The 23,728-nt window shown below is 64.6% G+C and carries 20 protein-coding genes; 14 read left to right on the top strand and 6 right to left on the bottom strand.

Annotation, left to right across the window (positions count from 1 at the left end):
• From cheB to RUGAMON1_RS19145, 4 genes are all read left to right on the top strand, one after another.
• Positions 1 to 1,038: a chemotaxis-specific protein-glutamate methyltransferase CheB gene (cheB, locus tag RUGAMON1_RS19130; protein WP_445232005.1), complete on the top strand. Its 1,038-nt coding sequence runs from the start codon at positions 1 to 3 to the stop codon at positions 1,036 to 1,038.
• Positions 1,035 to 3,941: a response regulator gene (locus RUGAMON1_RS19135; protein WP_445232006.1), complete on the top strand. Its 2,907-nt coding sequence runs from the start codon at positions 1,035 to 1,037 to the stop codon at positions 3,939 to 3,941. Before cheB ends, RUGAMON1_RS19135 begins: the two co-directional genes overlap by 4 nt.
• A 23-nt stretch (positions 3,942 to 3,964) precedes the next feature.
• The gene (locus tag RUGAMON1_RS19140) at positions 3,965 to 4,336 is read left to right on the top strand and encodes a response regulator (RefSeq protein WP_445232007.1); all 372 of its coding nucleotides are present in this window, start codon (positions 3,965 to 3,967) and stop codon (positions 4,334 to 4,336) included.
• A gap of 69 nt (positions 4,337 to 4,405) precedes the next feature.
• Positions 4,406 to 5,875 carry a CHASE3 domain-containing protein gene (locus RUGAMON1_RS19145; RefSeq protein WP_445232008.1) on the top strand — a complete coding sequence of 490 codons (1,470 nt, stop codon included), beginning with the start codon at positions 4,406 to 4,408 and terminating at the stop codon, positions 5,873 to 5,875.
• 3 nt (positions 5,876 to 5,878) lie between these two features.
• Here RUGAMON1_RS19145 and RUGAMON1_RS19150 read toward each other — a convergent pair whose 3' ends face one another.
• Positions 5,879 to 6,544 (bottom strand): DUF6901 family protein, encoded by a 666-nt coding sequence (locus tag RUGAMON1_RS19150; RefSeq protein ID WP_445232009.1) that lies wholly within the window; start codon positions 6,542 to 6,544, stop codon positions 5,879 to 5,881.
• 135 nt (positions 6,545 to 6,679) lie between these two features.
• Here RUGAMON1_RS19150 and RUGAMON1_RS19155 point away from each other — a divergent pair, with 135 nt between their 5' ends.
• The 4 genes from RUGAMON1_RS19155 to RUGAMON1_RS19170 are packed head-to-tail and all read left to right on the top strand — an operon-like array spanning position 6,680 to position 10,899.
• Positions 6,680 to 7,063, top strand: a complete 384-nt coding sequence (locus tag RUGAMON1_RS19155) for a translational machinery protein (protein WP_445232010.1) — start codon at positions 6,680 to 6,682, stop codon at positions 7,061 to 7,063.
• A 40-nt stretch (positions 7,064 to 7,103) separates the two neighbouring features.
• The gene (locus tag RUGAMON1_RS19160) at positions 7,104 to 8,465 is read left to right on the top strand and encodes an MBL fold metallo-hydrolase RNA specificity domain-containing protein (RefSeq protein ID WP_445232011.1); all 1,362 of its coding nucleotides are present in this window, start codon (positions 7,104 to 7,106) and stop codon (positions 8,463 to 8,465) included.
• Complete coding sequence (locus RUGAMON1_RS19165; protein WP_445232012.1) at positions 8,462 to 10,009, top strand: thymidine phosphorylase family protein; 1,548 nt, start codon at positions 8,462 to 8,464, stop codon at positions 10,007 to 10,009. Before RUGAMON1_RS19160 ends, RUGAMON1_RS19165 begins: the two co-directional genes overlap by 4 nt.
• Positions 10,006 to 10,899, top strand: coding sequence for a ribose-phosphate pyrophosphokinase (locus tag RUGAMON1_RS19170; protein ID WP_445232013.1), 894 nt, complete (start codon positions 10,006 to 10,008; stop codon positions 10,897 to 10,899). The genes RUGAMON1_RS19165 and RUGAMON1_RS19170 overlap by 4 nt, the downstream gene beginning before the upstream one ends.
• Here RUGAMON1_RS19170 and RUGAMON1_RS19175 read toward each other — a convergent pair.
• From RUGAMON1_RS19175 to RUGAMON1_RS19190, 4 genes are all read right to left on the bottom strand, one after another.
• The gene (locus RUGAMON1_RS19175) at positions 10,896 to 11,666 is read right to left on the bottom strand and encodes a substrate-binding periplasmic protein (protein ID WP_445232014.1); all 771 of its coding nucleotides are present in this window, start codon (positions 11,664 to 11,666) and stop codon (positions 10,896 to 10,898) included. The two genes, RUGAMON1_RS19170 and RUGAMON1_RS19175, sit on opposite strands and share 4 nt — an antisense overlap.
• A 12-nt stretch (positions 11,667 to 11,678) precedes the next feature.
• The gene (locus RUGAMON1_RS19180) at positions 11,679 to 12,617 is read right to left on the bottom strand and encodes a porin (protein WP_445232015.1); all 939 of its coding nucleotides are present in this window, start codon (positions 12,615 to 12,617) and stop codon (positions 11,679 to 11,681) included.
• Between the two features lie 213 nt (positions 12,618 to 12,830).
• A complete protein-coding gene (locus tag RUGAMON1_RS19185) occupies positions 12,831 to 13,481 on the bottom strand; it encodes a hypothetical protein (RefSeq protein WP_445232016.1) in 651 nt (216 codons plus the stop codon).
• A 134-nt stretch (positions 13,482 to 13,615) separates the two neighbouring features.
• Positions 13,616 to 14,674 (bottom strand): ABC transporter substrate-binding protein, encoded by a 1,059-nt coding sequence (locus RUGAMON1_RS19190; RefSeq protein ID WP_445232017.1) that lies wholly within the window; start codon positions 14,672 to 14,674, stop codon positions 13,616 to 13,618.
• Positions 14,675 to 14,869: 195 nt separating this feature from the next.
• Here RUGAMON1_RS19190 and RUGAMON1_RS19195 point away from each other — a divergent pair, with 195 nt between their 5' ends.
• On the top strand, positions 14,870 to 16,705 hold the full coding sequence (locus RUGAMON1_RS19195) for a glycoside hydrolase family 35 protein (protein WP_445232018.1): 1,836 nt from the start codon (positions 14,870 to 14,872) through the stop codon (positions 16,703 to 16,705).
• Positions 16,706 to 16,714: 9 nt separating this feature from the next.
• On the opposite strand, the gene RUGAMON1_RS19200 is transcribed toward RUGAMON1_RS19195, so the two are convergent.
• Entirely contained in the window at positions 16,715 to 16,864 is a 150-nt protein-coding gene (locus tag RUGAMON1_RS19200) for a hypothetical protein (RefSeq protein WP_445232019.1), read from the bottom strand.
• A 762-nt stretch (positions 16,865 to 17,626) separates the two neighbouring features.
• On the opposite strand from RUGAMON1_RS19200, the gene RUGAMON1_RS19205 reads away from it, so the two are divergent.
• From RUGAMON1_RS19205 to RUGAMON1_RS19225, 5 genes are all read left to right on the top strand, one after another.
• Positions 17,627 to 18,616, top strand: a complete 990-nt coding sequence (locus RUGAMON1_RS19205; protein WP_445232020.1) for a chromate resistance protein ChrB domain-containing protein — start codon at positions 17,627 to 17,629, stop codon at positions 18,614 to 18,616.
• On the top strand, positions 18,613 to 19,794 hold the full coding sequence (locus tag RUGAMON1_RS19210) for a chromate transporter (RefSeq protein ID WP_445232021.1): 1,182 nt from the start codon (positions 18,613 to 18,615) through the stop codon (positions 19,792 to 19,794). The genes RUGAMON1_RS19205 and RUGAMON1_RS19210 overlap by 4 nt, the downstream gene beginning before the upstream one ends.
• A gap of 450 nt (positions 19,795 to 20,244) precedes the next feature.
• Positions 20,245 to 21,354 (top strand): helix-turn-helix domain-containing protein, encoded by a 1,110-nt coding sequence (locus RUGAMON1_RS19215; protein WP_445232022.1) that lies wholly within the window; start codon positions 20,245 to 20,247, stop codon positions 21,352 to 21,354.
• Between the two features lie 565 nt (positions 21,355 to 21,919).
• On the top strand, positions 21,920 to 22,213 hold the full coding sequence (locus RUGAMON1_RS19220; RefSeq protein ID WP_445232023.1) for a hypothetical protein: 294 nt from the start codon (positions 21,920 to 21,922) through the stop codon (positions 22,211 to 22,213).
• A gap of 190 nt (positions 22,214 to 22,403) precedes the next feature.
• Positions 22,404 to 23,657 carry a hypothetical protein gene (locus tag RUGAMON1_RS19225; protein WP_445232024.1) on the top strand — a complete coding sequence of 418 codons (1,254 nt, stop codon included), beginning with the start codon at positions 22,404 to 22,406 and terminating at the stop codon, positions 23,655 to 23,657.
• Positions 23,658 to 23,728 lie beyond the last annotated feature (71 nt).

Raw genomic sequence — 23,728 nt, forward strand, 5'->3', positions numbered from 1 at the left:
ATGAGCAAGCTACGGGTGCTGGTGGTGGAAGATTCGCTGACGGTGCGCATGCACCTGTGCGAGCTGCTGGAGGCCGACCCGGCGATCGAGCTGGTCGGCAAGGCCGAGGACGGCAAGCAGGCCATCGAGCTGTGCCTGGCGCTGCGGCCGGACGTGATTTCGCTCGACATGATGATGCCGGTGATGACCGGCCTGGCCGCCACCGAATACATCATGGCCTATTGCCCGACGCCGATCCTGGTGGTGTCGTCCTCGGTCAACCGTGGCGAGCTGTTCCGCACCTACGAGGCGCTGGCGGCCGGCGCGCTGGACGTGATCGAAAAGCCCCGGCCCGACCAGCTCGGCTGGGGCGAGCACTACATCGCCATGCTCAAGCTGGTGGCCAGGATCAAGGTGGTGACCCATTTGCGCGGCCGGCGCGCAGCGGGGGCCCCGCCGATGGCGCCGTCGGCCCCGGTCCCGCAGCAGGGCCTGCGGCTGATCGCGGTGGGCGCCTCCACCGGCGGGCCACGCGCGCTGGTCGATGTGCTGGGCGCGCTGCCGGCCGATTTTCCGCTGCCGCTGCTGGTGGTGATCCATATCGCCGAACCGTTCGGCGCCTCCTTCGTCTACTGGCTCGACGACCACTGCGCGCTGGACGTGCGGCTGGCGCGCCACGGCCAGCCGCTGCCGGCGCGCGGCGTGGTGCTGGCCGCGCCCGGCCTGCACCTGGAACTGCGCGGCCGCCAGCTGGTGTGCGAGCGCGGGCCGGAACGCCACTCGTGCCGGCCGTCGGTCGACGTGTTGTTCGAATCGGTGGCGCGCGAATGCGGCGGCGGCGCCGCCGCCGTGCTGCTGACCGGCATGGGCCAGGACGGCGCGCGCGGCATGCTGGCGGTGCGCAACAGCGGCGGCCTGACCATCGCCCAGGACGAGGCCAGCAGCGTGGTGTACGGCATGCCGCGCGAGGCGGCGCTGCTGAACGCGGCGCAGCGCATCCTGCCGCTGGCGGAGATCGGCCCGGCGCTGGCCGCGCTGGCGGGCTGGAGGGCGTCATGACGGCCCCGGTGCTGATCGTCGACGACAGCCTGACCGTGCGGGCCGACCTCGAGGACGCGTTCGAGGAGCACCGGATCGCCACCATCGCCTGTTCCACGCTGGCCGAGGCGCGCGCCGTGATGGCGGCGCGCGAAGTGGGCCTGATGATACTGGACGTGATGCTGCCCGACGGCGACGGCATCGACCTGCTGCGCGAAGTGCGCGCCACCGACGCCGGCGCCACCTTGCCGGTGCTGGTGCTGTCGAGCGAAGCCCAGGTCGCCCACCGCATCCGCGGCATGCTGACCGGTTCCAACGATTACGTCGGCAAGCCCTACGACCGCGACCGGCTGGTGGCGCGCGCCATGCAGCTGCTGCAACTGGCCGGCACGCCGTCCGACGCCGCGCCGCTGGTGCAGGTGATCGACGACAGCCTGACCTACCGCGAGCAGCTGGGCGCGCTGCTGCGCGAGCAGGGCTACCAGGTGGCGCTGGCCCATACCGGCGAGGAAGGCTTGCGGGCGATGGCGCTGCGGCGGCCGGCGGCGCTGGTGGTGGACGGGATGCTGCCCGGCATCGACGGCGCCGGCGTGGTGCGCCGGCTGCGCCTCGATCCGGCGCTGCGCACCGTGCCCTGCATCCTGCTGACCGGGGCCGACCAGCAGGGCGCCGAACTGCATGCGCTGGAAGCCGGCGCCGACGCCTTCGTGCGCAAGGACGGCGACGCCGGCATGCTGCTGGCGCGGCTGGCGGCGGTGCTGCGCAATGTCGACGGCGGCGGCAAGCCGATGGCGCCGCAGGCCGGCCAGCGCATCCTGGCGGTGGACGACAGCCGCACCTATCTGTTCGAACTGGCCGAGGTGCTGGGCGACGAGGGCTACGACATGATCCTGGCCGAGTCCGGCGAGCAGGCGCTGGCGCTGCTGAAGGTGCAGAAGGTCGACTGCGTGCTGCTGGACCGGCTGATGCCCGGCCTGTCCGGCACCGACACCTGCTATCGTTTGAAGGGCGATCCCGCCACCCGCGACATCCCGCTGATCATGCTGACGGCGATGGAAGACCGGGCGGCGATGATCGAGGGCCTGTCCACCGGCGCCGACGACTACGTGCTCAAGTCGAGCGACTTCGACGTGCTCAAGGCGCGCGTGCGGGCCCAGCTGCGGCGCAAGCAGTTCGAGGACGAGAGCCGGCGCATCCGGGCCGAGCTGATGGGCAAGGAGCTGGAGGCGGCGGAAATGCGCGCCGCGCGCGCGCTGGCCGAAAGCCGCGCCGCCCTGTTGACCGAACTGGAACAAAAGAACCGCGACCTGGAGCAGGCGGTGCAGGCGCTGGAGGCGGGCCAGCGCGAGGTGGCGGCAAAGAACCGCGAGCTGGAGCAGGCCAACCGGCTCAAGTCCGAATTCCTGTCGAATATGTCGCACGAGCTGCGCACGCCGCTCAACGCCATCATCGGCTTTTCCGACCTGATGGCGCGCGGCATCACCGGTGAGCTCAGCGCCAAGCAGCAGACCTGCGTCGGCCACGTGCTGTCCAGCGGCAGGCACCTGCTGGGCCTGATCAACGACATCCTCGACCTGTCCAAGGTGGAGGCCGGCAAGATGGACCTGGCGCTGGAACCGGTGGACGCCAACAGCGTGCTGCGCGCCTGCCTGTCCATCGTGCAGGACAGCGCGGCGCGGCGCGGCATCGGGCTGGAGTTCCTGTCGTGCGCGCCGTTGGGGCCGGCGCAGGTCGACCTGCGCAAGTTCCGGCAGATGGTGTACAACCTGCTGTCGAACGCGGTCAAGTTCAGCCACGACGGCGGCCGCGTGACGCTCTCGCTGCACCGCGTGCGTCGTGCCGACGTCGGCTACGGCAACCACGGCGAATGGACCAGCCGGCTGCTGCCGTTGCCGGACGGCGGCGAGCCGGATTTCCTGGAGGTGCGGGTGCGCGACGGCGGCGACGGCATCGCCGCCAGCGACCTGTCGGTGCTGTTCGAGAGCTTCAGCCAGCTCGATTCGTCCAGCTCGCGCCAGCACGAGGGCAGCGGGCTGGGCCTGGCGCTGGTCAGCCGCCTGGCCGAGCTGCATGGCGGCACGGTCGGCGTCACCAGCGCGCCGGGGCTGGGCGCGCAGTTCTCGGTCTGGCTGCCGCTGCGGCTGGAGCCGCAGGCGCCGCCGCCGGCGCCGGCCAGCCGCCGGGTGCTGGTGATCGAGGACGACGTCCATGCCGCCGAGCTGCTGCAGCTTCATCTGGAGAGCATCGGCTTCGCCGTCAGCCACGCGCGCGACGCCGTCACCGCGCTGGCGATGGCGCGCAGCGACGTGCCGGACCTGATCACGCTCGACCTGATGTTGCCCGACGCCAGCGGCTGGGCGGTGCTGGACGAGATCAAGAGCAATCCCCGGCTGGAAAGCGTGCCGGTGGTGATCGTCTCCATCCTGGCCGAGGAAATGAAGGCCTGCGTGCTGGGCGCGGCGCAGCTGCTGCAAAAACCGGTGTCGCACCAGATCCTGCGCGACGCCGTGTACGCGCTGGGACTGGGCAACGACGACGCGCTGGCGCCGACGGTGGTGATCGTCGACGACGCGGCCACCTGCGCCCGCCTAAGCGGCGACCTGGCCGCGTTGAACTACAAGGTGCAGTGCTACGCCGACGGCGCCAGCGCGCTGGCGGCGCTGCCGGCGCTGCGGCCGAACCTGATGATCGTCGGCCTGGTGCTGGCCGACATCAGCGGCTTCGAGGTGATCGCGGCGCTGCACCACGGCGCCGCCGACGTTCCCATCCTGGTGCTGAGCGACCGCAGCGTCAGCGACGACGACAAGCGGCGCCTGAACGGGCAAGTGCTGCGCATCATGGAAAAAGACAGTTTCAATCGACGCCAATTCCTGTTCGAGGTGGGCCGCGCGCTGCAGCGGCGCGTTGGCGAACCGCGGCCATGAGGCAGGCACGATAACCGGGGTGGATGATGGCACGCATACTGATCGTCGAAGATACGCCTGGCAATATGCTGCTGACCAGCATCATGCTGGAAAGCGCAGGGCACACGCTGTATTGCGCCGAGCGCGCGCGCGCCGGCATCGCCATCGCCCGCGAGCAACTGCCGGACCTGATCCTGATGGATGTGCAGATGCCGGAGCTGGACGGCATCGCGGCGGTCGCCATCCTCAAGGGCGATCCGCGCACGCAGGCGATACCGGTGGTGGCGCTGACCGCCTACGTGATGAAGGGCGACCGCGAGCGCATGCTGGCGGCCGGCTTCGACGGCTACATCGAAAAACCCATCGATTACGACAGTTTCATGGCCGAGGTCACACGCATACTGGGGCCGCCATAGCCGGCGCGACGCCATGGCTACACGCAAGGGTAGGCGGACCGATCCGCCGGTTGAGGGGGGTGACGCATCATGAACAAAAACTGGACCTTTGGACGCAAACTGGCGTTCGGCTTTGCGGTATCGTCGGCCTTCCTGATCGCGATCGGCGTCGCGGCGTACTGGAGCATCTACGTGCTGACCGCCACCGCCGGCTCGGTCACGACGACGCAAAAAATGCTGGAGCACGTCTCGGCGCTGCTCAGCGAGGTGACGGATGCCGAGACCGGCCAGCGGGGCTATTTGCTGACCGGAGATCCAGCCTATCTTGAACCGTTCGAGTCGTCCGTCGCCGGCCTGGCGGCGGCCATGTCCGAACTGCGTGGCCTGGCCGTGGACAATCCCGCCCAGCAGGCCAGAATCAGCCAGGCCGAAGCGTTGGCCACCAGCAAGTTCAATATACTCAAGCGCACCATCGATTTGCGCAAGGCTGGCCAGGCCGAAGAGGCGATGAAGCTGATGCGCGGCGGCGAGGGCAAGAAGATCATGGATAACCTGCGCGCCGTGTGCGAACAAATCATGCGGGACGAACGCGCTTTGCTGGGCAAGCGCGAGGCCGATGCGGACGCCACCGCCAGCGGCGCCAAGTTGACCATCGTCGGCGGCACCTTGCTGTGCCTGCTGTTCGTGATCGCCGCCGGCTTCACCATCACGCGCTCGCTGACCGACCGGCTGGGCATGGCCGTGAGCCATGTGCAGAGTTCGTCGGCCGAGTTGCAGGCGGCCGCCACCCAGCAGGCGTCCGGCGCCCGGGAGCAGGCCAGCGCGATGAGCGAGATCAGCACCACCATCAGCGAGCTGGGCGTGACCTCGCGCCAGATCGCCGAGAGCGCGCAACGGGTGGCGCAGATCGCCGAGCAGACCGCGGGCGCGGCGCGCAGCGGCGAGGGCACGGTGGAGCGAGGGCAGGAATCGATCGCCGGCATCCGCCGCCAGACCGACCTGGTGGTCAGCCATATGCTGGACCTGGGCCGCAAGTCGCAGGAGATCGGCGCGGTGCTCGACATCGTCTCCGAGCTGGCCGAGCAGACCAACATCCTGGCCATCAACGCCACCATCGAGGCCAGCGGCGCCGGCGAGGCGGGCCGCCGCTTCGCCGTGGTGGCGGAGGAGATCCGCAAGCTGGCCGACCGCGTGGCCGCCTCCACCAAGGGCATCCGCATCCAGATCGACGACGTGCGCGGCGCCGTCAACACCACCGTGATGGCCACCGAGAGCGGCGCCAAGGCGGTCGACCTGGGGGCGCGCCAGTTTGCCGAGGTGGCCTTGTCGTTCAAGCAGATTTCCGACCTGGTCAGCACCACCACCGAGGCGGTGCGCGAGATCGAGCTGTCGACCAAGCAGCAGGCCACGGCGGCCGACCAGGTGCGCATCGCCGTGTCCGACGTGGCGCAGACCACGCAGGAGACGGAAGCGAGCTCGACCCAGACGCTGCAGACCGCCTCGCAGCTGGCCGGCTTGTCGATGGACCTGCGCCGGCTGGTGCATCCGCAGGCGGTGTGACCGTCAGGCGGCCGGGAAGGCCGCCTTGATGTCGTCCAGCTTGTCGTCGATGGAGTAGGGCAGCGCCTTGGCCAGCAGGTCGAGGATGACCAGCGCGTTGATGGCGCCGTCCTCGTCGACCGCGTGGCGCAGGCGCCTGGCCATCGCGCTGTTGACGCTTTGCAGCGCCAGGTAGCGGGCCTTCAGGCCGTCCAGCTCCCAGTCCGGCACGCCGCCGTTGCGGGCGATGAAATACTGTTCCAGCAGATAGGTGGAGGCCGAGCGGTAGATGGTCTCTTCCTCGGAGGCGAACGGCAGGTGGAAATGCGCCATGGGCCGCAGAAACTCGGTGCGCGGGCAAGCGCTGCTGGCCGCCAGCAGGCCCATCAAGGCGCCGACGCCGCGCTGCACGGTGGTGAGCTTGACCACGTTGCGTTCCGCCATCTCCACCCGCACTTCGACTTGTTCATAGGAATGCAGCTTGCCCATGATGGCGATCAGCGGCACTAGCCGCACCGCTATCGGGCAATGGGCCATGCTGCCCGGCCGCAGCGGGCAGTTGGGACACTGCTCGAACTCCAGCGCCGTCCAGGCCGGCAATCTGGCCGGCGGCTGGCCGTCATCGTCGCTGACCGCGCAGCTCGCGCTCTGGCCGTCTGCAAAGCGAAAGTGATAGACCACGTTCTGCATCGACGCCTCCCGGTTTAGTCGGACTTCCTAGCCTACTCCTATTTGGCCCAGCTCGGCTGATTTTGATCTGTATCAAGGTTTTTGTTTCCCCGGCTTAATAGACTGCAATAAGTCAACTCACAACCGGAGCATTTCATGTCTTTTAATCATGTCGTAGCGTGGATCGACCACACGCAGGCGCACGTCATCCATTTCAACGCCGAAGCCGCAGATAGCGAAGTCATCAAGACGGTCTCGACCCATCCGCACCTGCATGCCAAGTCAGGCGCGGTCGGCGCCGGCCGCGCGCCAGAAAGCACGGCCTATTTCGACGACGTCGCCAGGGCGCTGGGCGGCGCCACCGAAATCCTGATCGTCGGTCCGGCGCAGGAAAAGCTGGAGCTGATGAAGCATTTGCTCAAGCATCACCCGGCCGTCGCCGGTTGCGTGATGAGCGTGGAAAGCGCCGACCATCCGAGCGACGGCCAGCTGCTCAAGTATGCGCGCAAGTATTTCCTGAAGGCGGACATGCTGCGCTGATCCCGGCCCGGCATCCGATCAAGCGGCAGAGGTGGAGACCATGAAAATACAATTCCTCGGAGCGACCGGCACCGTGACCGGCTCCAAATATCTGCTGACGTCCGGCGACACGCGCATGCTGCTCGACTGCGGCCTGTTCCAGGGCTACAAGCAACTGCGGCTGCGCAACTGGGCTGACTTGCCGGTGGCGCCGTCGTCGATCCAGGCGGTGGTGCTGACGCACGCCCACCTGGACCACAGCGGCTACCTGCCGCTGCTGGTCAAGCACGGCTTTCGCGGCAAGATCCTGTGCAGCGCGGCCACCTTCGACCTGTGCAAGATCCTGCTGCCCGACAGCGGCCGCCTGCTGGAAGAGGAGGCCAACCACGCCAACCGCCACAATTATTCCAAGCACGCGCCGGCGCTGCCGTTGTACACCGAGGAGGACGCCGAACGGGCGCTGAAGTTCTTCTCTCCGGTCGAGTTCGGCAAACCGTTTGCGATCTGCGGCCCGCTGCGCGGCCAGATGGCGCTGGGCGGCCATATCCTGGGCGCCGCCATCGTCACCATCGACGACGGCCGGCGCAGCGTGACGTTTTCCGGCGACCTGGGCCGGCTGCACGACGCCATCATGGTCGAGCCGGCCCACATCGCCCGCACCGACTACCTGGTGCTGGAGTCGACCTACGGCGACCGCCTGCACAATCCGGCCGATCCGGCCATCCTGCTGGGGCAGACCATACGCGAGACCGCCGCGCGCGGCGGCGTCACCATCATTCCGGCGTTCGCGGTCGGGCGGGCGCAATCGATACTGTACGCGATTCACCAGCTCAAGCAGCAGGGCCAGCTGCCGTCGGGGCTGCCGGTCTACCTGAACAGTCCGATGGCGACCGACGCCACCGCGCTGTACCAGAAGCACCGCCAGCTGCACCGCCTCGACCGCGCGCAGTGCGAGGCCATGTGCCATGCGGCCCACATCGTCAACAGCGTGGAGGAATCGATCGCGCTCAACCAGAAGCAGCTGCCGATGGTGATCATCGCGGCCAGCGGCATGGCCACCGGCGGCCGCGTGCTGCACCACCTGAAGGCTTTCGGCGGCGATCCGCGCAACACCATCCTGTTCGCCGGCTTCCAGGCCGGCGGCACGCGCGGCGCGGCCATGCTCGACGGCGCGCCCGAGATCAAGATCTACGGCGACTATGTGGCGCTGCGCGCCAGCGTGCGGCAGATCGACAACCTGTCCGCGCATGCCGACGCCGGCGAGATCATGAGCTGGCTCGGCCACTTCGAACAGCCGCCCAAGCGCACCTTCATCACCCACGGCGAGCCGGCGGCGGCCGACGCGCTGCGCCACCGCATCGAACGCACGCTGCACTGGGACTGCCGCGTGGCCGACTACCTGGAACAGCAGGAGCTGCCATGAAACGCACCGCCGCCTTCGATGCCGGGGTGGCGGGCGCCGCCGCGGTCGGCGGGCTGAGCTTGCGCCGGCTGGGCGTCGACACCTACCAGGAACCGGTCGCCTATCTGCGCAGCGATTGCCCGGTGTGCAAATCGGAAGGCTTCGAATCGCGCTCGCGGATCGAGGTCTGGCACGGCGAGCGGCATATCGTGGCCACGCTCAACGTGGTGCACGGCGACTGGATCGGGCTCGGCCAGCTGGGTCTGTCCGAGGCGGCCTGGCGTGCGCTGGGCGGCAACGAGGGCGCGCCGTTGCGGGTGGCGCACGCGCAGCAGGTGGCGTCGATGTCGGCGGTACGGGCCAAGATCTACGGCCGGCCGATCGGCGGCGACGCCGCCCAGGCCATCGTGCGCGACGTGGTCGACGGCCACTATTCCGAGATCGAACTGGCCGCGCTGATCACCGCCTGCTCCGGCGACCGGATGGACGTGGCCGAGACCATCGCGCTGACCCGCGCCATGGTGGCGGTCGGCCAGCGGCTGCACTGGAACAGCGAGCTGGTGGTCGACAAGCACTGCGTCGGCGGCCTGCCCGGCAATCGCACCACCTTGCTGGTGGTGCCCATCGTGGCCGCCTGCGGCCTGACCATCCCCAAGACCTCGTCGCGCGCGATCACCTCGCCGGCCGGCACCGCCGACACCATGGAAACGCTGGCCCCGGTGGCGCTGGACTTGCCGGCCATGCGGCGCGTGGTCGAGCGGGAGGGCGGCTGCATCGCCTGGGGCGGGGCGGTCTCGCTGAGTCCGGCGGACGACGTGCTGATCCGGGTCGAGCGGCCGCTCGGACTCGACAGCGACGGCATGATGGTGGCCTCGGTCTTGTCGAAGAAGATAGCGGCCGGCTCGACCCACGTGGTGATCGACATGCCGGTCGGGCGCACCGCCAAGGTGCGCTCGCGGCAGGCCGCGCACGCGCTGGCGCAGCGGCTGGACGCGGTGGGTGCGGCGCTCGGCATCAACGTCAGCGTGATGCTGAGCGACGGCAGCCAGCCGGTCGGCCATGGCGTCGGCCCGGCGCTGGAGGCCTGGGACTTGCTGGCTGTCATGCAAAACCAGGCCGGCGCGCCGGACGACTTGCGCCAGCGCGCCTTGCAGCTGGCGGGGCGGGTGCTGGAGCTGGGCCGCAAGGCGGCGCCCGGCGACGGTGTGGCGCTGGCGCGCAGCGTGCTCGACAGCGGCGCCGCCTGGAGCAAGCTGCAGGCGATCTGCGAGGCCCAGGGCGGCATGCGCACGCCGCCGCGCGCGGCCTACACCCATGTGCTGACCGCGCTGCACCACGGGCGCCTGGTCGCGATCGACAACCGCCGCCTGGCGCGGCTGGCCAAGCTGGCCGGCGCGCCGAAGTCGCCGGCGGCAGGGCTGGCGCTGCACGCGCAGCTGGGCGCCATGCTGAGCGCGGGCCAGCCGCTGCTGACGCTGCACGCCGAGTCTCCCGGCGAGCTGGCGTACGCGCTGGCGTATGCCGAATCGCAGGACAGCATTTTTTCGATCCAGGAGGCGTCATGACCGCCATGCTGATGGCGCTGCCCGGCGCCGAACAATTCGCCGGCCACCTGCGCGGCCAACTGGGCTGCGAGGCGGGCGAGCTGCTGGTGCACCGCTTCCCCGACGGCGAATCCTGCCCGCAGCTGACGCCGGCCGTGGCCGGACGCGACGTGATACTGGTCGCCGCGCTGAACCAGCCGGACCATCAAATCATGGCCGTGTACCTGTGCGCCTGCGTGGCGCGCGAGCTGGGCGCGCGCAGCGTCGGCCTGGTCGCGCCCTACCTGCCGTATATGCGCCAGGACGCCAGCTTTGCGCCGGGGCAGGGTGTCACCGCGCGCCATTTCGCGCGGCTGCTGTCGGGCTGCTTCGACTGGCTGGTGACGGTCGATCCGCATCTGCACCGGTTTCACCAGCTGTCCGAGGTGTACCGGATCGCCACCGAGGTGGCCCCGGCCGCGCCGGAGATCGCCGCCTGGATCGCGGCCCGGGTGGAGCGTCCGGTGCTGGTCGGGCCGGACGAGGAAAGCGAACAATGGGTGGGGCAGGTGGCCGCCGCCGCCGGCTGTCCCTACACCGTCTTGCGCAAGGTGCGCAGCGGCGACCGCGAGGTGAGCGTATCGCCGCCGCCCGCAACACTACTGGCCGGCAGGACGCCGGTGCTGGTGGACGACATCATCTCGACCGCCCGCACCATGATCGCCGCCACCCAGCAATTGAAGGCGGCCGGCTGCGCGCCGCCGGTCTGCATCGGGGTGCATGCGCTGTTTGCCGGCGCCGCCTACGCCGAGCTCGAGGCGGCCGGGGCCGGGCGCATCGTCAGCTGCGACACGGTGCCCCATGCCAGCAACGAAATCGGCATGAGCGCGCCGATCGCGGCGGCGGTGGTCCGGGCATTGCAACGCTGCTAGCCGCCCTTGCCGTCGCCCAGGTATTTTTGATAGATCGCGTTGAAGCGCCCGGTGTCTTTCAAGTGCTTGATACCGGCGTTGAAATCGTCGCGCACCTTTTTGTCGCGGAACACGGCGCGGTAGTCCATCGGGTTGAACTTGACAAAGCTTTGCTCCACGACCGGCTTGGGATGGAAGGTTTTGTTGAGCTTAAGTTGCAGCGTGAAATACTTGAAGATATTGCGGTCGCTGAGCACGATGTCGTAGCGTCCGCGATCGAGGGTGAGCACTTGCAGCGCCTGGTCGTTCTGCTCGAAATAATGGCCCGCCTTCCTGACTTCGTCCAGCCATTCCGGATAGCGTTTGGCGGCGCCGGCGAACGAAATGACGGTCAGGCCGCGCAGGTCGTCGGGCGTCTTGATGTCGAGATGGCGTTCCTTCAGGCTGATGAAGACGTTGTCATAGAAGACCGCCGGCTCGCCGTAGTAGGCGCCCCATTTCTCCATGTCCTCGCCCAGGTCGGTCATCGCCGCGTCGACGTCGCCGGCCTTGAACGCGACCGGGATGCGGGCGAACGGATAGTAATGCGGCTTCATGACGTGGCCGCGATAGGCCAGCGCTTCGCGCAGGATTTCCACTTCGATGCCGGAATCGGTTTCGGGAAAACAAAACGGCGGTATCTTCTCGCCGAAGGCCATGCGGACCGTGTCCGCTGCAGCCGGCTGGCTCCACAGGCAAGCCAGCAGGGCGCTGAGCAGCAGCGGGGCGATGCGAAGGCGTGCGCTCATGGCGTGCCCCGCTTAGAATTGATGCCGCATGCCGGCGGCGACCAGCCGGCGCGTGCCGCCTGGCAGCGCGGCCTGGTAGCTTGCGGCGCTGCCGTTGCGTAAATTAGAACTGACGACATACAAATTGGTCCGCTTTGAAAGTGTGTAGTAATAACCCAGCGCCAGCTGGGTCGCATTGGCGTTGCGGACGATGCGGTCGGTCTTGCGGACCACATCGGCGGCGATCAGGCTGCGGCCAAACGGGACGCTGACGCCGACCAGCGTATCGCGGGTATCGAGGGTGGCGCCGTTGCGGCTGCGCGCCAGCACCATCCAGCCCCGCAGCGGACCGAAGTCGTAATTGCCCGCCACCAGGGTGCTGCGCGCCGCGCGGACGCCGAGCGCATCGTTGGTGTCGTGATACGCCAGTTCGACATTCAACGGCCCCGCCGCATACCCGGCATCCGCGCTGACCTGGCGATTCGCCGCGGCATTGCCGGCCACCTCGCCGGCGCCGTAGGCCAGGTCGGCATAAAAGCCATGCAGATCCGGCAGCGAGTATTTTACCGTGTTGTCCATGCGTACCCCGGAATCCTGGAATACCCGGGTCGACTCGCCCGGTCCCTTGGCGTCGAAGGGATCGTTGGTGGCGATGGCGCCGAAGTAGGGCGTGAACATCCGGCCCAGCTTGATGCTGCCGAAACTGCCGGACAGTCCAACCCAGCTCTGGCTGCCAAAAGCGCGTCCGGCGAACGAGGGATTGCCGGTGTCGGCTTCGATCTGGGATTCGACCACAAAGCTGGCGCGCATGCCGCCGCCCAAGTCTTCGTTGCCTTTGATGCCGAAGCGGGAGGCCGTCTGCTGGCCGCTGTTGACCGCGGTGGTCGACTTGCCCGAGTCGCGGTCCGCGACGACGGCCAGGTCGACCACGCCATACAGGCTGACCCCGTTCTGGGCCGAAGCTAGCTGCACTATGCAGGCCAACGGGAGGAGCACAACTCGTAAAATTTTCACGTTCTCTCCCCGGCTGGCCAGCGGACAAGAGACTTCTTTGCTGCACGCCGCCGGTGCAGATGATTTACTTTTTACACCCGGTAGTGACGGGAATCAAGTATTCGCCGCACTATTCTGCGCCATGAGCGGTTGGTGTGGCGGTATGGCACGGATCAGCAACGCAGGTTTTCATCAAAGAATGAGGCTTGTCGTTTTTGCGACATGGGTACATTTGGGCGGCTGCCAATCTCCAATTGCGACGCCTGCCCGGAATGAAAAATCAATTCCCATCGAAGTCAGTGTTCTAGCACAGTCGTCGCAGCAAGGTTTTGAAACGCCAATAACGCCACCTTGAATTGACATTGCGTTATCACTCACATACTCCAGCAGCTGCATTTCGGCGTGAAAGTCTTTTTTCCTCTTTGCGATATAAAAAGGAACAGCGGCGTACGTTTTTATTCTCAGACCTTCGGCTTTCATTGCTTCCACGGTTTTTGCGGTGGCCAGCTCGAAAGGAATTCGATTTGTGTCTGCGTCCCGGAATTTGAAATTGTGAGCAACTAACAGATGGCCATCATTGACCATTACGCAGGCTACGGTTTCCCGGTCACGAAGCGAATGCAGGACGGGATCCACCCGATTGCCTGCCTCCTCGTTGTGTACGATTGTAAATTTATACGCCAGGATGTGACGAGCGACGATATCCAGACTATTAAGCTCGTCAGTGTCGAAGGGAACATCTTTTGCTACGCCGTAGTACAGATTTTTCTTGAGGATTGCAGGTCCGATTGTTGGACCATCCACCGGATTTTCCACCTCAAATTCATGGACTAGCCTTGGCATATTTTTCCTTTGAAATTATGGGAAAAAATATGAGCACGCAATGCTCACACCGTAGTGTAAGCACAAATGTTGCGTTAAAAACTATCGGAATCTCACCGCGCAAGATTGAAGCGGCGTCGTTGGCAACTCGTCACTCAGCGGGCGGCGGGCGCCGGGGTGTTGTCATTAACCGAATTTCTCGAAGCTTCAACTAAGTCTGCAGGCACCGTAATCCCAAAATGCTTGATCAGTTTGAAGTCGAACGCAATGCCTATCTTGGCCGGCGTTTCGGCAGGAATCGCTGCGATCGGTTCGCCGGCAAGCAGGCGGGCGATCATTTTTCCCGCTTGTTGCCCCATGCCTGGCAGCGACGGGTAGATGTTCATGGCCGCGCCCCAGCCCGCGCGTGCATCCGGCTCGATGATGCCGACCAGCGGTTTGTTCGCATGTTTTGCCATCATGCGCGCAAACTCCGGGTTGATCCCCATCTGATCGTTCGGCGCGAGAAACAGGTCGACCTGGCTATTGAGCTCTTCGATCAGCGGCACGGTTTGCATCGCCATGCGTTGGGTGCCGTTGTCCCCCCTGACGAACCTGACGCTCCGGTAGATGATCTTCAGATCCTTGAACTCCGGTTCAGTGGCCAGCAGCTTATCGAGCCATGCGCGATAGCTCACCGACTGCGGCATGTCGCCGTGAATCAGGCCGATGGTACGCGCGCGCGGCATCAGCCGCCGTATGAAACGCAAACGCTCCTTGACCGGCACGGGAAAAGAAACGCCGGTGACATTCCTGGTCGGCGCCGTGCCGAAACCGTCGATCAAGCCCAGGCCGACCGGATCTGTGACCGAAGCGAATACGAAACGGCTGTTCGGGTGCTCGGCCGCGATTTTTACAAATGCCTGGGCCCCGATGGTGCCGGCGATATAAACCACGTCAAAGCTCGCTCCATGTTTGAGCTCCCAGATGTGCGTGGCCGCGCCCTCGAACTGTGAGAGTGAATAACGTTCAACCTCAAGGTTGCGCCCAACGACAAAGCCGTAGCCGGCAAGCGAATCGAGCATGGCGCCCGTGATGGTGATATAGGGTTCTGTCCTTTGCGTGTCGACGACCAGCAGCCGTCTGACCGGTTCAGCGGCTGCGTTGAAAGGCGACCATGCCAATAACCCTGCAAATAACAGCGGCAATGCAATGATGGTCCGGCGATCGTTCATATACATTCCTCCGATCATTGCAATAATACTCCGTTCCGCATGTCGCGCCTGCCAGATCGAGAGCCTTCAGATCGCAAGAAAACTTTCGCCTCATCTTTCGATTTACAGAAAAACGTGATTTATTTATTTCTTTATTGACGAAATTACTTTCGCTATGGTCTTATGTTTACGTTTTGATTCTGTCGGGAGACTACATTGCAACGTAAAGACATAAAGCGGCTGGCGGCGCTGGGCATCATGATGGCGGCGCTGGGCGCCCAGGCGGCCGTGCCGCACTTTTCCGTGGCGGGGGATCACTTCGAGCTGGACGGCAAGCCCTACGTCATCCGCGCCGGGGAGATGCACTATGCCCGCATTCCCCGCGCATTCTGGCGCGAGCGTTTGCAGCAGGTGCGGGCGATGGGTCTGAATACCGTCACCACCTACGTTTTCTGGAATTTGCATGAACCCGAGCCGGGCCGCTTTGACTTTAGCGACAACCTGGACCTGGCCGCCTTCATCCGCACCGCCAGGGAGGTCGGCCTGAATGTGGTGCTGCGGCCCGGCCCCTATGTCTGCGCCGAGCTGGACTTCGGCGGCTTTCCCGCCTGGCTGCTGCGCACGCCCGGCCTGCGGGTGCGCAGCATGGATCCGCGCTTCCTGGAAGCGACGGCGCGCTACTTCAAGCGCGTGGCGCAGGAAGTGGCGCCGCTGCTGTCCACGCGCGGCGGCCCTATCCTGATGACGCAGGTGGAGAACGAATATGGCTCCTACGGCGAAGATCACGCCTACATGGCCACCATCCAGAAACAATTAATCGACGCCGGTTTCGATCTGCCGCTGTTCACATCGGATGGACCGGACCCGACGCTGCTCGACCGCGGCACTTTGCCCGGCCTGACGCCGGTGGTCAATTTCAACGGCACCGTGGATGAGACGAAGGACGCCTTCGCGCAACTGGCCGCCTTCCGCCCGAACACGCCGCGCATGGCCGGAGAATACTGGGCCGGCTGGTTCGACCATTGGGGCGAACGCCGCCATCAAGTCAGCCCCAAGCTGGCGGCCGACGCGGTGGACTGGATGCTGGGGCAGGGCATCTCCTTCAATCTGTACATGGCGCACGGCGGCACCAGCTTCGGCTGGCAGCCCGGCGCCAACAGCCATGGCACGACCTATCAGCCGGACACCACCAGCTACGACTACGACGCCGCCATCGATGAAGCGGGGCGGCCGACGCCCAAGTTCTACGCCATTCGCGCCGCGATAGAACGCCATCTGGCGCCGGGCGAACGCCTGCCGGACCTGCCCGCGCAGACCGCCACCATTGCCGTACCGCGCTTTACGTTGGACGAATCGGTGGCGCTGGTCGATGCGCTGCCCAAGCCGATTGCGTCCCACCTGGCCCGCAATATGGAGGCCTACGGACAGGGCTACGGCCTCATCGTCTACCGCAAGCGCTTTGCCGAAGGCGCATCGGGCAAGCTGGATCTGGGTGCGGTCCGCGATTACGCTCATGTACTGGCCGACGGCGTCACCTTCGCCACGCTGGATCGCCGGCGCGACGAGCATGTGACGGAGCTTGAGCTTGCGGCGGGCGGCACGCTGGACGTGGTGGTCGAGAACATGGGCCGCGTCAATTTCGGTCCCATGTTGGCGGAAGAACGCAAGGGCCTCACGCGCGCCGTGTCGCTCGGCGACAAGCCGCTGCTGGACTGGGAAGTGTTCCCCATGCCGCTGGCCGATGTGTCCGGCCTGCGCTTCGTGCGCGGCATGCCGGCGAAACGCGGTCCCACTTTCTGGCGCGGTCATTTCAGCACCAGCGCGAGCGGCAGCACATTCCTCGACACGCGCGCCCTCGGCAAAGGACATGTGTGGGTGAACGGCCACCACCTCGGGCGCTACTGGCGCATAGGTCCGCAACAAAGCCTGTTCCTGCCCGCGCCATGGCTACGCAAGGGCGACAACGAGATCGTCATTCTCGACATGGACGGGGCGGCGGAAGCGCCAAGCGTGCAGGGCTTGCGCGATCCCGTCTTCGCCACGCCGGGGTGATGATGCCGCTCAGCGCGATTGATCGTTCGCCACGGCAGAAGTTGCCGGCGGCTCGATCTCGGCGCTGCGGGTAAAACGCAAATGCGTGATGTCGACGGGGAAGAACATCCCCCAGGTCCATTCCACGAACACACGCAGCTTGCGCCGCAGCGTCGGCATCTGCGACAGATGCCACCCAGGTTGGCCAAGAACTTGCCCGGGACCGTGCGGTAACCGTACCCGTAGGCACGCGCATTTCCGCGCCCTTGAACGGTGTATTCAGTGCGCTCAGGGTGTATTCAGTGCGCTCAGGCCACAGCAGAACGCGTTCGAGAAATTCATAACGCCGGAGAAGAGCCAGCTCGTCTTTCGCAGTCACCACGGCGAGGAGGATCTGCAATGCAGCCCCGGATACGTCTGGCGGCTGGCTCGCGCGACCGATCTGGTTTGCGTCAAGCCGGAGGATCGTGATCGAACCAGGCGAGAGAACGACCAGGCCGATCAGACCCAGGCGACGCAACCATCACGAGGGATGCTCATGATCTGCGGTTCCGATCACGCATGCACCTCCGCGGCATTCAAACGACCTTGCAAGAGCAATTACCAGTGGCGGCAGGCATACGCCGACGACTGGGTGTGCGTGACCAAGGATTCGCATGACCAGGCGCAGCGGGACAACGCCGAGGCGCGCTCCAAGAGGGCCGATTATGAGCGCCCGGTGCACTGACCGGCGAAGCCACATAAAGGCCAGCCTATCTGAACTGCCCCCATAAAGTTGGACGGGTAGTTTGCCCAGGAGACCAAGGGCTGAGTTCCGTATTGCACAGGACTCAGCCCTTTCAGCATGACTTTGATTTATCATCGGCATGAGCACTAATTCATAAATTTGTAGAGATAGCGATAAATATTGTAGTAAACGCGACTTCACTCTATGCTGAGCGTATGACTACAACAACTTCCATCTGGCTGGCCTTGATCGTCAGCTTGCCCACCAATAGCGCGACGGCCCGTATGCGCATTTGGCGCACGCTCAAGGGCCTGGGTTGCTGCGCCTTGCGCGACGGCGCCTACCTCCTGCCCGACCAGGATACGCTACGCCGGCAATTGGATGAGCTTGCGGGCGAGACCATCCGCGAAGGCGGCACCGCCTGGTTGCTGACGGTGCAGGCCGACTCGGACGAGCAGGGCCGCATGTACCAGGCGTTGTTTGGACGGAGCGAGGACTACGCGGCCTTTTCCAAGACGCTGCTGGCGGCCCGGCAGGAATTCACGAACGCGATACCCGCCGACCTCAATCGCTCCTTGCGCAAACTGCGGCGCGATTACGAGGCGATCCGGACCATCGATTATTTTCCCGACGAGACGAGTGCGAGCGCGGAAGCCGCATGGCTGGACTTCGTCACCGCGGCGGAAGCCGTGCTGTCGCCGGGCGAACCGCAAGCCATCAACGGCGCGGTCGCGCTGCTCGACCGCGCCAGCTATCGTGCCCGCACTTGGGCCACCCGCCGCCACCTGTGGGTGGACAGGGCGGCCAGCGCCTGGCTGATCAGGCGCTTCATCGATCCGCAGGCCAGCTTCCTCTGGCTGGATAGCCCAGCGGATTGTCCGGCCGATGCGCTCGGCTTCGACTTCGACGAGGCCACGTTCACCCATGTCGGGGACCGCGTCACATTCGAGGTGCTGCGGGCCAGCTTTGGGCTGGACTACGACAAGGGGCTGATGGGCCTGGGCGCCATGGTGCATGCGCTCGACATGGGCGGCAGCTTCGTGCCGGAGGCGGCCGGGTTCGAGGCCATGTTGGGCGGTGTACGCCAGCGCGTTTCCGACGACGACCAACTGATGCGGGAAATAGGCACGGTACTGGATTCACTCTACATCCACTTCTCCGGCGAATCGCAGCCGGCGCGTGGCAAAAATATGGACATCACATGAGGACGCAGGAATCAATACCGGAACGGGCCGTCTATACCTTGTGGCAGATGGTGCTCTATATGCTACGGCTGGGTAGCCTGGGCTTCGGCGGCCCCGTCGCGCTGGTCGGCTATATGCACCGCGACCTGGTGGAAGAGCGCAAGTGGATCAGTGAAGCCGACTACAAGGAAGGCCTGGCGCTGGCGCAGATGGCGCCCGGCCCGCTGGCGGCGCAGCTGGGGATCTACATGGGCTATGTGCACTATCGCATCGTTGGAGCCACGCTGGCGGGTCTGGCGTTCGTGCTGCCATCGTTCCTGATGGTGGTGGCGCTGGGCTGGGCTTACGTGCGCTTCGGTGGGCTGCCGTGGATGCAGGCGGTGTTCTATGGCGTTGGGGCGGGGGTCATTGCCATCATCGCCATCAGCGCCCGCAAGCTGACCATCAAAAGCGTGGGAAAAGACAAGCTGCTGTGGGCCATCTACCTGCTGCTGGTTGGCGTGACGGTGGTGACCGAATCGGAAGTGGCGTGGCTGTTCATCGCCTCGGGTGTGCTAGTGTGGCTGCTGCGCGCACCTCCCAAGTGGCTGGGGAAGGGCAGCATGCCGGCGGTCGCGCTGGCGCAAGCACCGGCCATGCCTGCCGTGGCGGCCGGCTTCGACCTGTCGCTGTTGACGCAGATCGGCATCTTCTTCGCCAAGGCGGGAGCCTTCGTGTTCGGTTCCGGCCTGGCCATCGTGCCCTTCCTGTATGGCGGCGTGGTGACGGAGCACCACTGGCTTAACGACAAACAGTTCGTCGACGCGGTAGCGGTGGCGATGATCACGCCCGGTCCGGTGGTGATCACCGTCGGTTTCATCGGCTACCTGATCGCCGGCTTGCCGGGCGCCTCGGTCGCGGCGCTGGCCACGTTCCTTCCCTGCTACCTGTTCACCGTCCTGCCCGCGCCGTATTTCAAGAAGTACGGCAGGCTGCCCGGGGTGATGGCCTTTGTCGACGGTATCACAGCAGCGGCAGTGGGCGCGATCACCGGTTCGGTCATTGTGATCGCCCGTCGTTCGATTGTCGATTTTCCGACATTGGCGATCGCATTGGTGGCGATCGTCTTGCTGTGGAAGTTCAAGAAATTGCAGGAGCCGGTGGTCGTCGCGGCTGCAGCCGCAGCGGGCCTGGTAATTTATCCGCTGCTGCATCATTGACCCACTACGAGGAAGAACGCAGTGTCATCATCATGCCGCTGTACCTGAAGCATGCCTGGGAACCGCGCCTGAGCCAGGGCAGGGCGGTGCCGCTGACTTGCTGGCGGCGCCGGATGTCCCCGGAGTGCGGCGCACAACTGTGAAATTTCATTTCGGCACTTGAGAGTTTTCGTAAGTGAGACGGCCTCGCCCACGGATAAGATGCATGCGGACCGGCAGCTTTTAGCCAACTCAAAAGCGCTGGTCGCATTGTCGCGGAGGAGCGCGCTCTGGGCCCGGCATGCAACAGTGTCGCAGTGACAGACGGCATGACATACTGTACATTGCGAGACCTGACGACAGCCGCCGCACCTGCGCCCGGCGGGCTCGCCGCTGTCCGACCATCCAACTTCTATCTATATGCACGCTTTATATTCAAAGGCACTGTTTCGGCTGGTTCTGCTTCTCGGTATGAGTATCCTGATCGGGTATCTGTGCGTCAGCCGCAGCTATCACCGCGTCGCCTTGTTTGAGCAAGAAGATTTTTCCTGGCAGTTGCGCACGCACAGCACCCACGACGCGACGACCCACCTGAACGCGAGAGTCGATGCCGCCCGCCTGATCATGGAATACGTCCTGTCAGGCAGCGATCCCCATGCCTATGTATCAAGCGGCCTGTTTTTCACAGACCGCAACGGCAAACCGGCATTGTTCGACTGGTCCAGGTTCAGCAAGATCAGTTTCGAAGCACGCTGCTTCCCCGCCGGTACTATCCGGGTCGGCTTGGCCACCTTCGATGACAAGCTGTCCAAACCGAATGAGCTGATGACCTACCGTTCGCCAATGGCATACCTCAACTGCAATCAGGACGGGGGCCGCGTCGAACTCGATCTGGCGCATTTGACCATTCCGCAATGGTGGGTCGACATGAACAACCTCAACCCATCCGATCTGGGCTACTCGCTGGCCAAGGTCGCGCAGATTGAAGTCGGCACCAGCAATGCCAGCCGCTTCGGCACTCCATCGCGGATCGAAATCGCGGGAATCGAAATGCACGAGCGGGAATACGGCTACCTGTATTTTCTGGCTGCGTTCCTGATGCTAACCTGGGCTGGTTTCGGGTTATGGTTCGTCAAGCAGTACGCGGCGGCCCTGGCCAATGACCTGCGCGCGCGGATGCAGAAAGACCTGCCGCTGGTGGCGTATCAGCAGCTGGCGCTGGAACCGCACCGGGAAAGGGAAAAATCCGCCATTTTGAGACTGCTGGCGACGCGTTATGCGGATTCAGAACTGGATCTGGAAACCGTGGTGTCGGAAACCGGCGTCAACCGCAATAAGGTCAACGACATATTAAAGGCGGAAATGGGATACACCTTTATCGGTTACCTGAACAAGCTCAGATTGACCGAGGCATCGCGCCTATTGGTGGAAAACACCAGCGCCAGCATTGCGGAAATCGCCTATTCGGTCGGGTATAAAAATTCCTCGTATTTCAATAAGCTCTTCAAGGAAGAATACGAATGCACGCCCAAGGCATTCCGGGAAGTATGCAAAAAAGAGGCGCGGGAGCCGGCGCCATAAAGCCCATATTTCGCTGGCAGCGCTAAGCGCGGCCGCGTTCTTCGAAGCACTCAACTGGCAACCAGCGATTCCAGGTAGGGTCGCACCACGTTCGCCACCGCAACCGCCTACTTGCATAGGGCGACTCCCAATTCGGCATTCGCTGCCCCGCCTTCACCCGAAGATTACGAGCGCCGGGACTCTTGACGAGTGCAATCCGACAGGCCCCGACATAGCGCGAATGGTGAAGATATTACAAGGGTGCAGATAATCGCATTGATACTGCACTTCCTTGCATTCAACACGAGGCGGCGGCTGCGCGCCGCTGGCGCAGAGGAAGCGGCCGACTCGGACAGCGGACTTTTCAGCAATCAATAACAAAATCTGCACGAGTACCGATATCGGCCGTGCAGAATTTTCGCGCGAGGCCGTTACGGCAGGCGGCGGCGCATTTTGGCGTGTATTTTCACCGCAATATTTGGGATAGACTCAGCCGAATTGCTGGACGGGTGGGCCTGCTCTCCGTCCTGCAAGCGAAACCCAAACTGTCAATGAACAGTGGGGCCGAAAATAGAATGGAGAAGACATGAGTGTCGTGAAGAGCAGCTTACTGGCGCTTGCAGTGCCGGCGATCGCGCCAGCGTTCGCAGCAATGACCGTCAACATCGATCCGGCCCAGCCTGGCGCCGTCATCAACAAGAACGCCTATGGCCAGTTCGCTGAGCACATGGGCACTGGCTCCCCGCGGGAAATGTCGGGATGGATCGAGTACATGACCTCCGACAGCAATTCGACCTTGGCCGAGCTGCGCCGCAAGAACGGCCGCACCTTAGGCATCAGCCCCCCTTGTGCTGACAGCGCCGGCGGCGGACGCGCGTAACTCCTTCAAGCAAAAGGATGTAGTCAAGCCTGCGCCATTAACGGCGAAGGCGGGCCTCCTTCGCCCGTCATGGCAGGGCGCGGCCGTCCCGCGCGCAGCGGTGCCCGGGAGGAGGCGAATTTCACCTTGTCAGCGGCATGGCCGGTGACAAGCAACTCGTAGTAGACGCATCAGAGAGGAAGCATCAATCATGAGGGGACAACAAAAAATGAGATTCCAGCTTACGACTATCGGGCTCGCCTGCACCACACTGCTTGCTGCATGTGGCGGCAGTGGCGGTGGTGGCGGCGGCGAAGGCGGGATGGCGCAATCAGTTTCCTTCCCGTTCCCGGGCAGGCAGATGGTAGCCATTCCGCCGGCCGTCGCGACCATCACGCTCAAGGCCACGGCCAGTTCCGGCGGGCCGATTACCTATGTGTCCAACACGCCGGGCACCTGCACCGTCAGCGGCGACACGCTGTCGCTGCTGAAAGCGGGCGAATGCTCGGTGAACGCCAACCAGGCCGGTGGGGATGGCTACGCTGCGGCCACGGCGCGCCAGCTTTTCGTCATACCCAAGAATGATCAGGCCATTGCGGGCTTCGTCAACCCGGGAACGCAACCCGTGGGGGCGTCGGTGCAGGTGGCGGCAGTTTCCACCGCGGGCTCTTTGACCGACTTTCCCATCAGCATAACCACCACCTCGCCCGGGGTGTGCTCGGTTACCGGAACCAAGGTGCAAATGCTCGCCGATGGGCTGTGCCCCGTCACCGCCACCCAGGCCGGCAGCGATTTCTTTAATGCGGTTTCGCTGACCAAGACCATTCCGGTCGGCACCGCGGAAGGGCCTGCGCTGACCTTCGCAAGCGGCTACAAGCCTACCGATTCCTGGCGTACCGCGGAGGCTGGCAAAATCGAGGGGTACTCCTCGTCAGGCGCCCAAAACACCGTGGCCGACGACGGCAGCACCTTCACGTTCCGCATGGACAAACGTTCGAGCGCCCCTGGCTTCGGCGGCTACTACGGTCTCAGGTTTTACGCCGCCACCCTGGAAAATCTTGTCGCAGGCGCCGACACGATTGCCGGTGTGCGGATCGATGCCCAGAAGGCGATCAAGTTCAATCTCATGATGAACCCCGAAATGGTCACCGCGCAAAAGACCCAGCTCCGAGTCTGGTTGTATCTCGGCCACTACGCCAACAATTGCAACGTGGTTCTGGAGAAGTTCATGACCCCTCTGTTTGCGACGCCCGTGCAGGGCGTACAGGAGCAAAGTATCGATCTCAAGACGTTCACAATTCAGAGTAATTGCGGCCTGCCCAATCTCGACGTCTGGAGTGAGCTGCAGAACTATCCGATCTCCAAGCTCGAGTTCAACGTGCCGGGTATCAACGATCAGGTGCCAACAGCGGGAACCGACACCTACACGACCAGCGTCACGATGGGGCAAATCACCTTCAAGTGATCGCGCACGACCATTTACCGTCCCCGCGCGGCGCGGCGGGCAGCCAAAGCAACTACAAGAGTTAAAGAGGA

The sequence above is a fragment of the Duganella rhizosphaerae genome (assembly GCF_040364205.1).
Classification (GTDB): domain Bacteria; phylum Pseudomonadota; class Gammaproteobacteria; order Burkholderiales; family Burkholderiaceae_D; genus Rugamonas; species Rugamonas rhizosphaerae.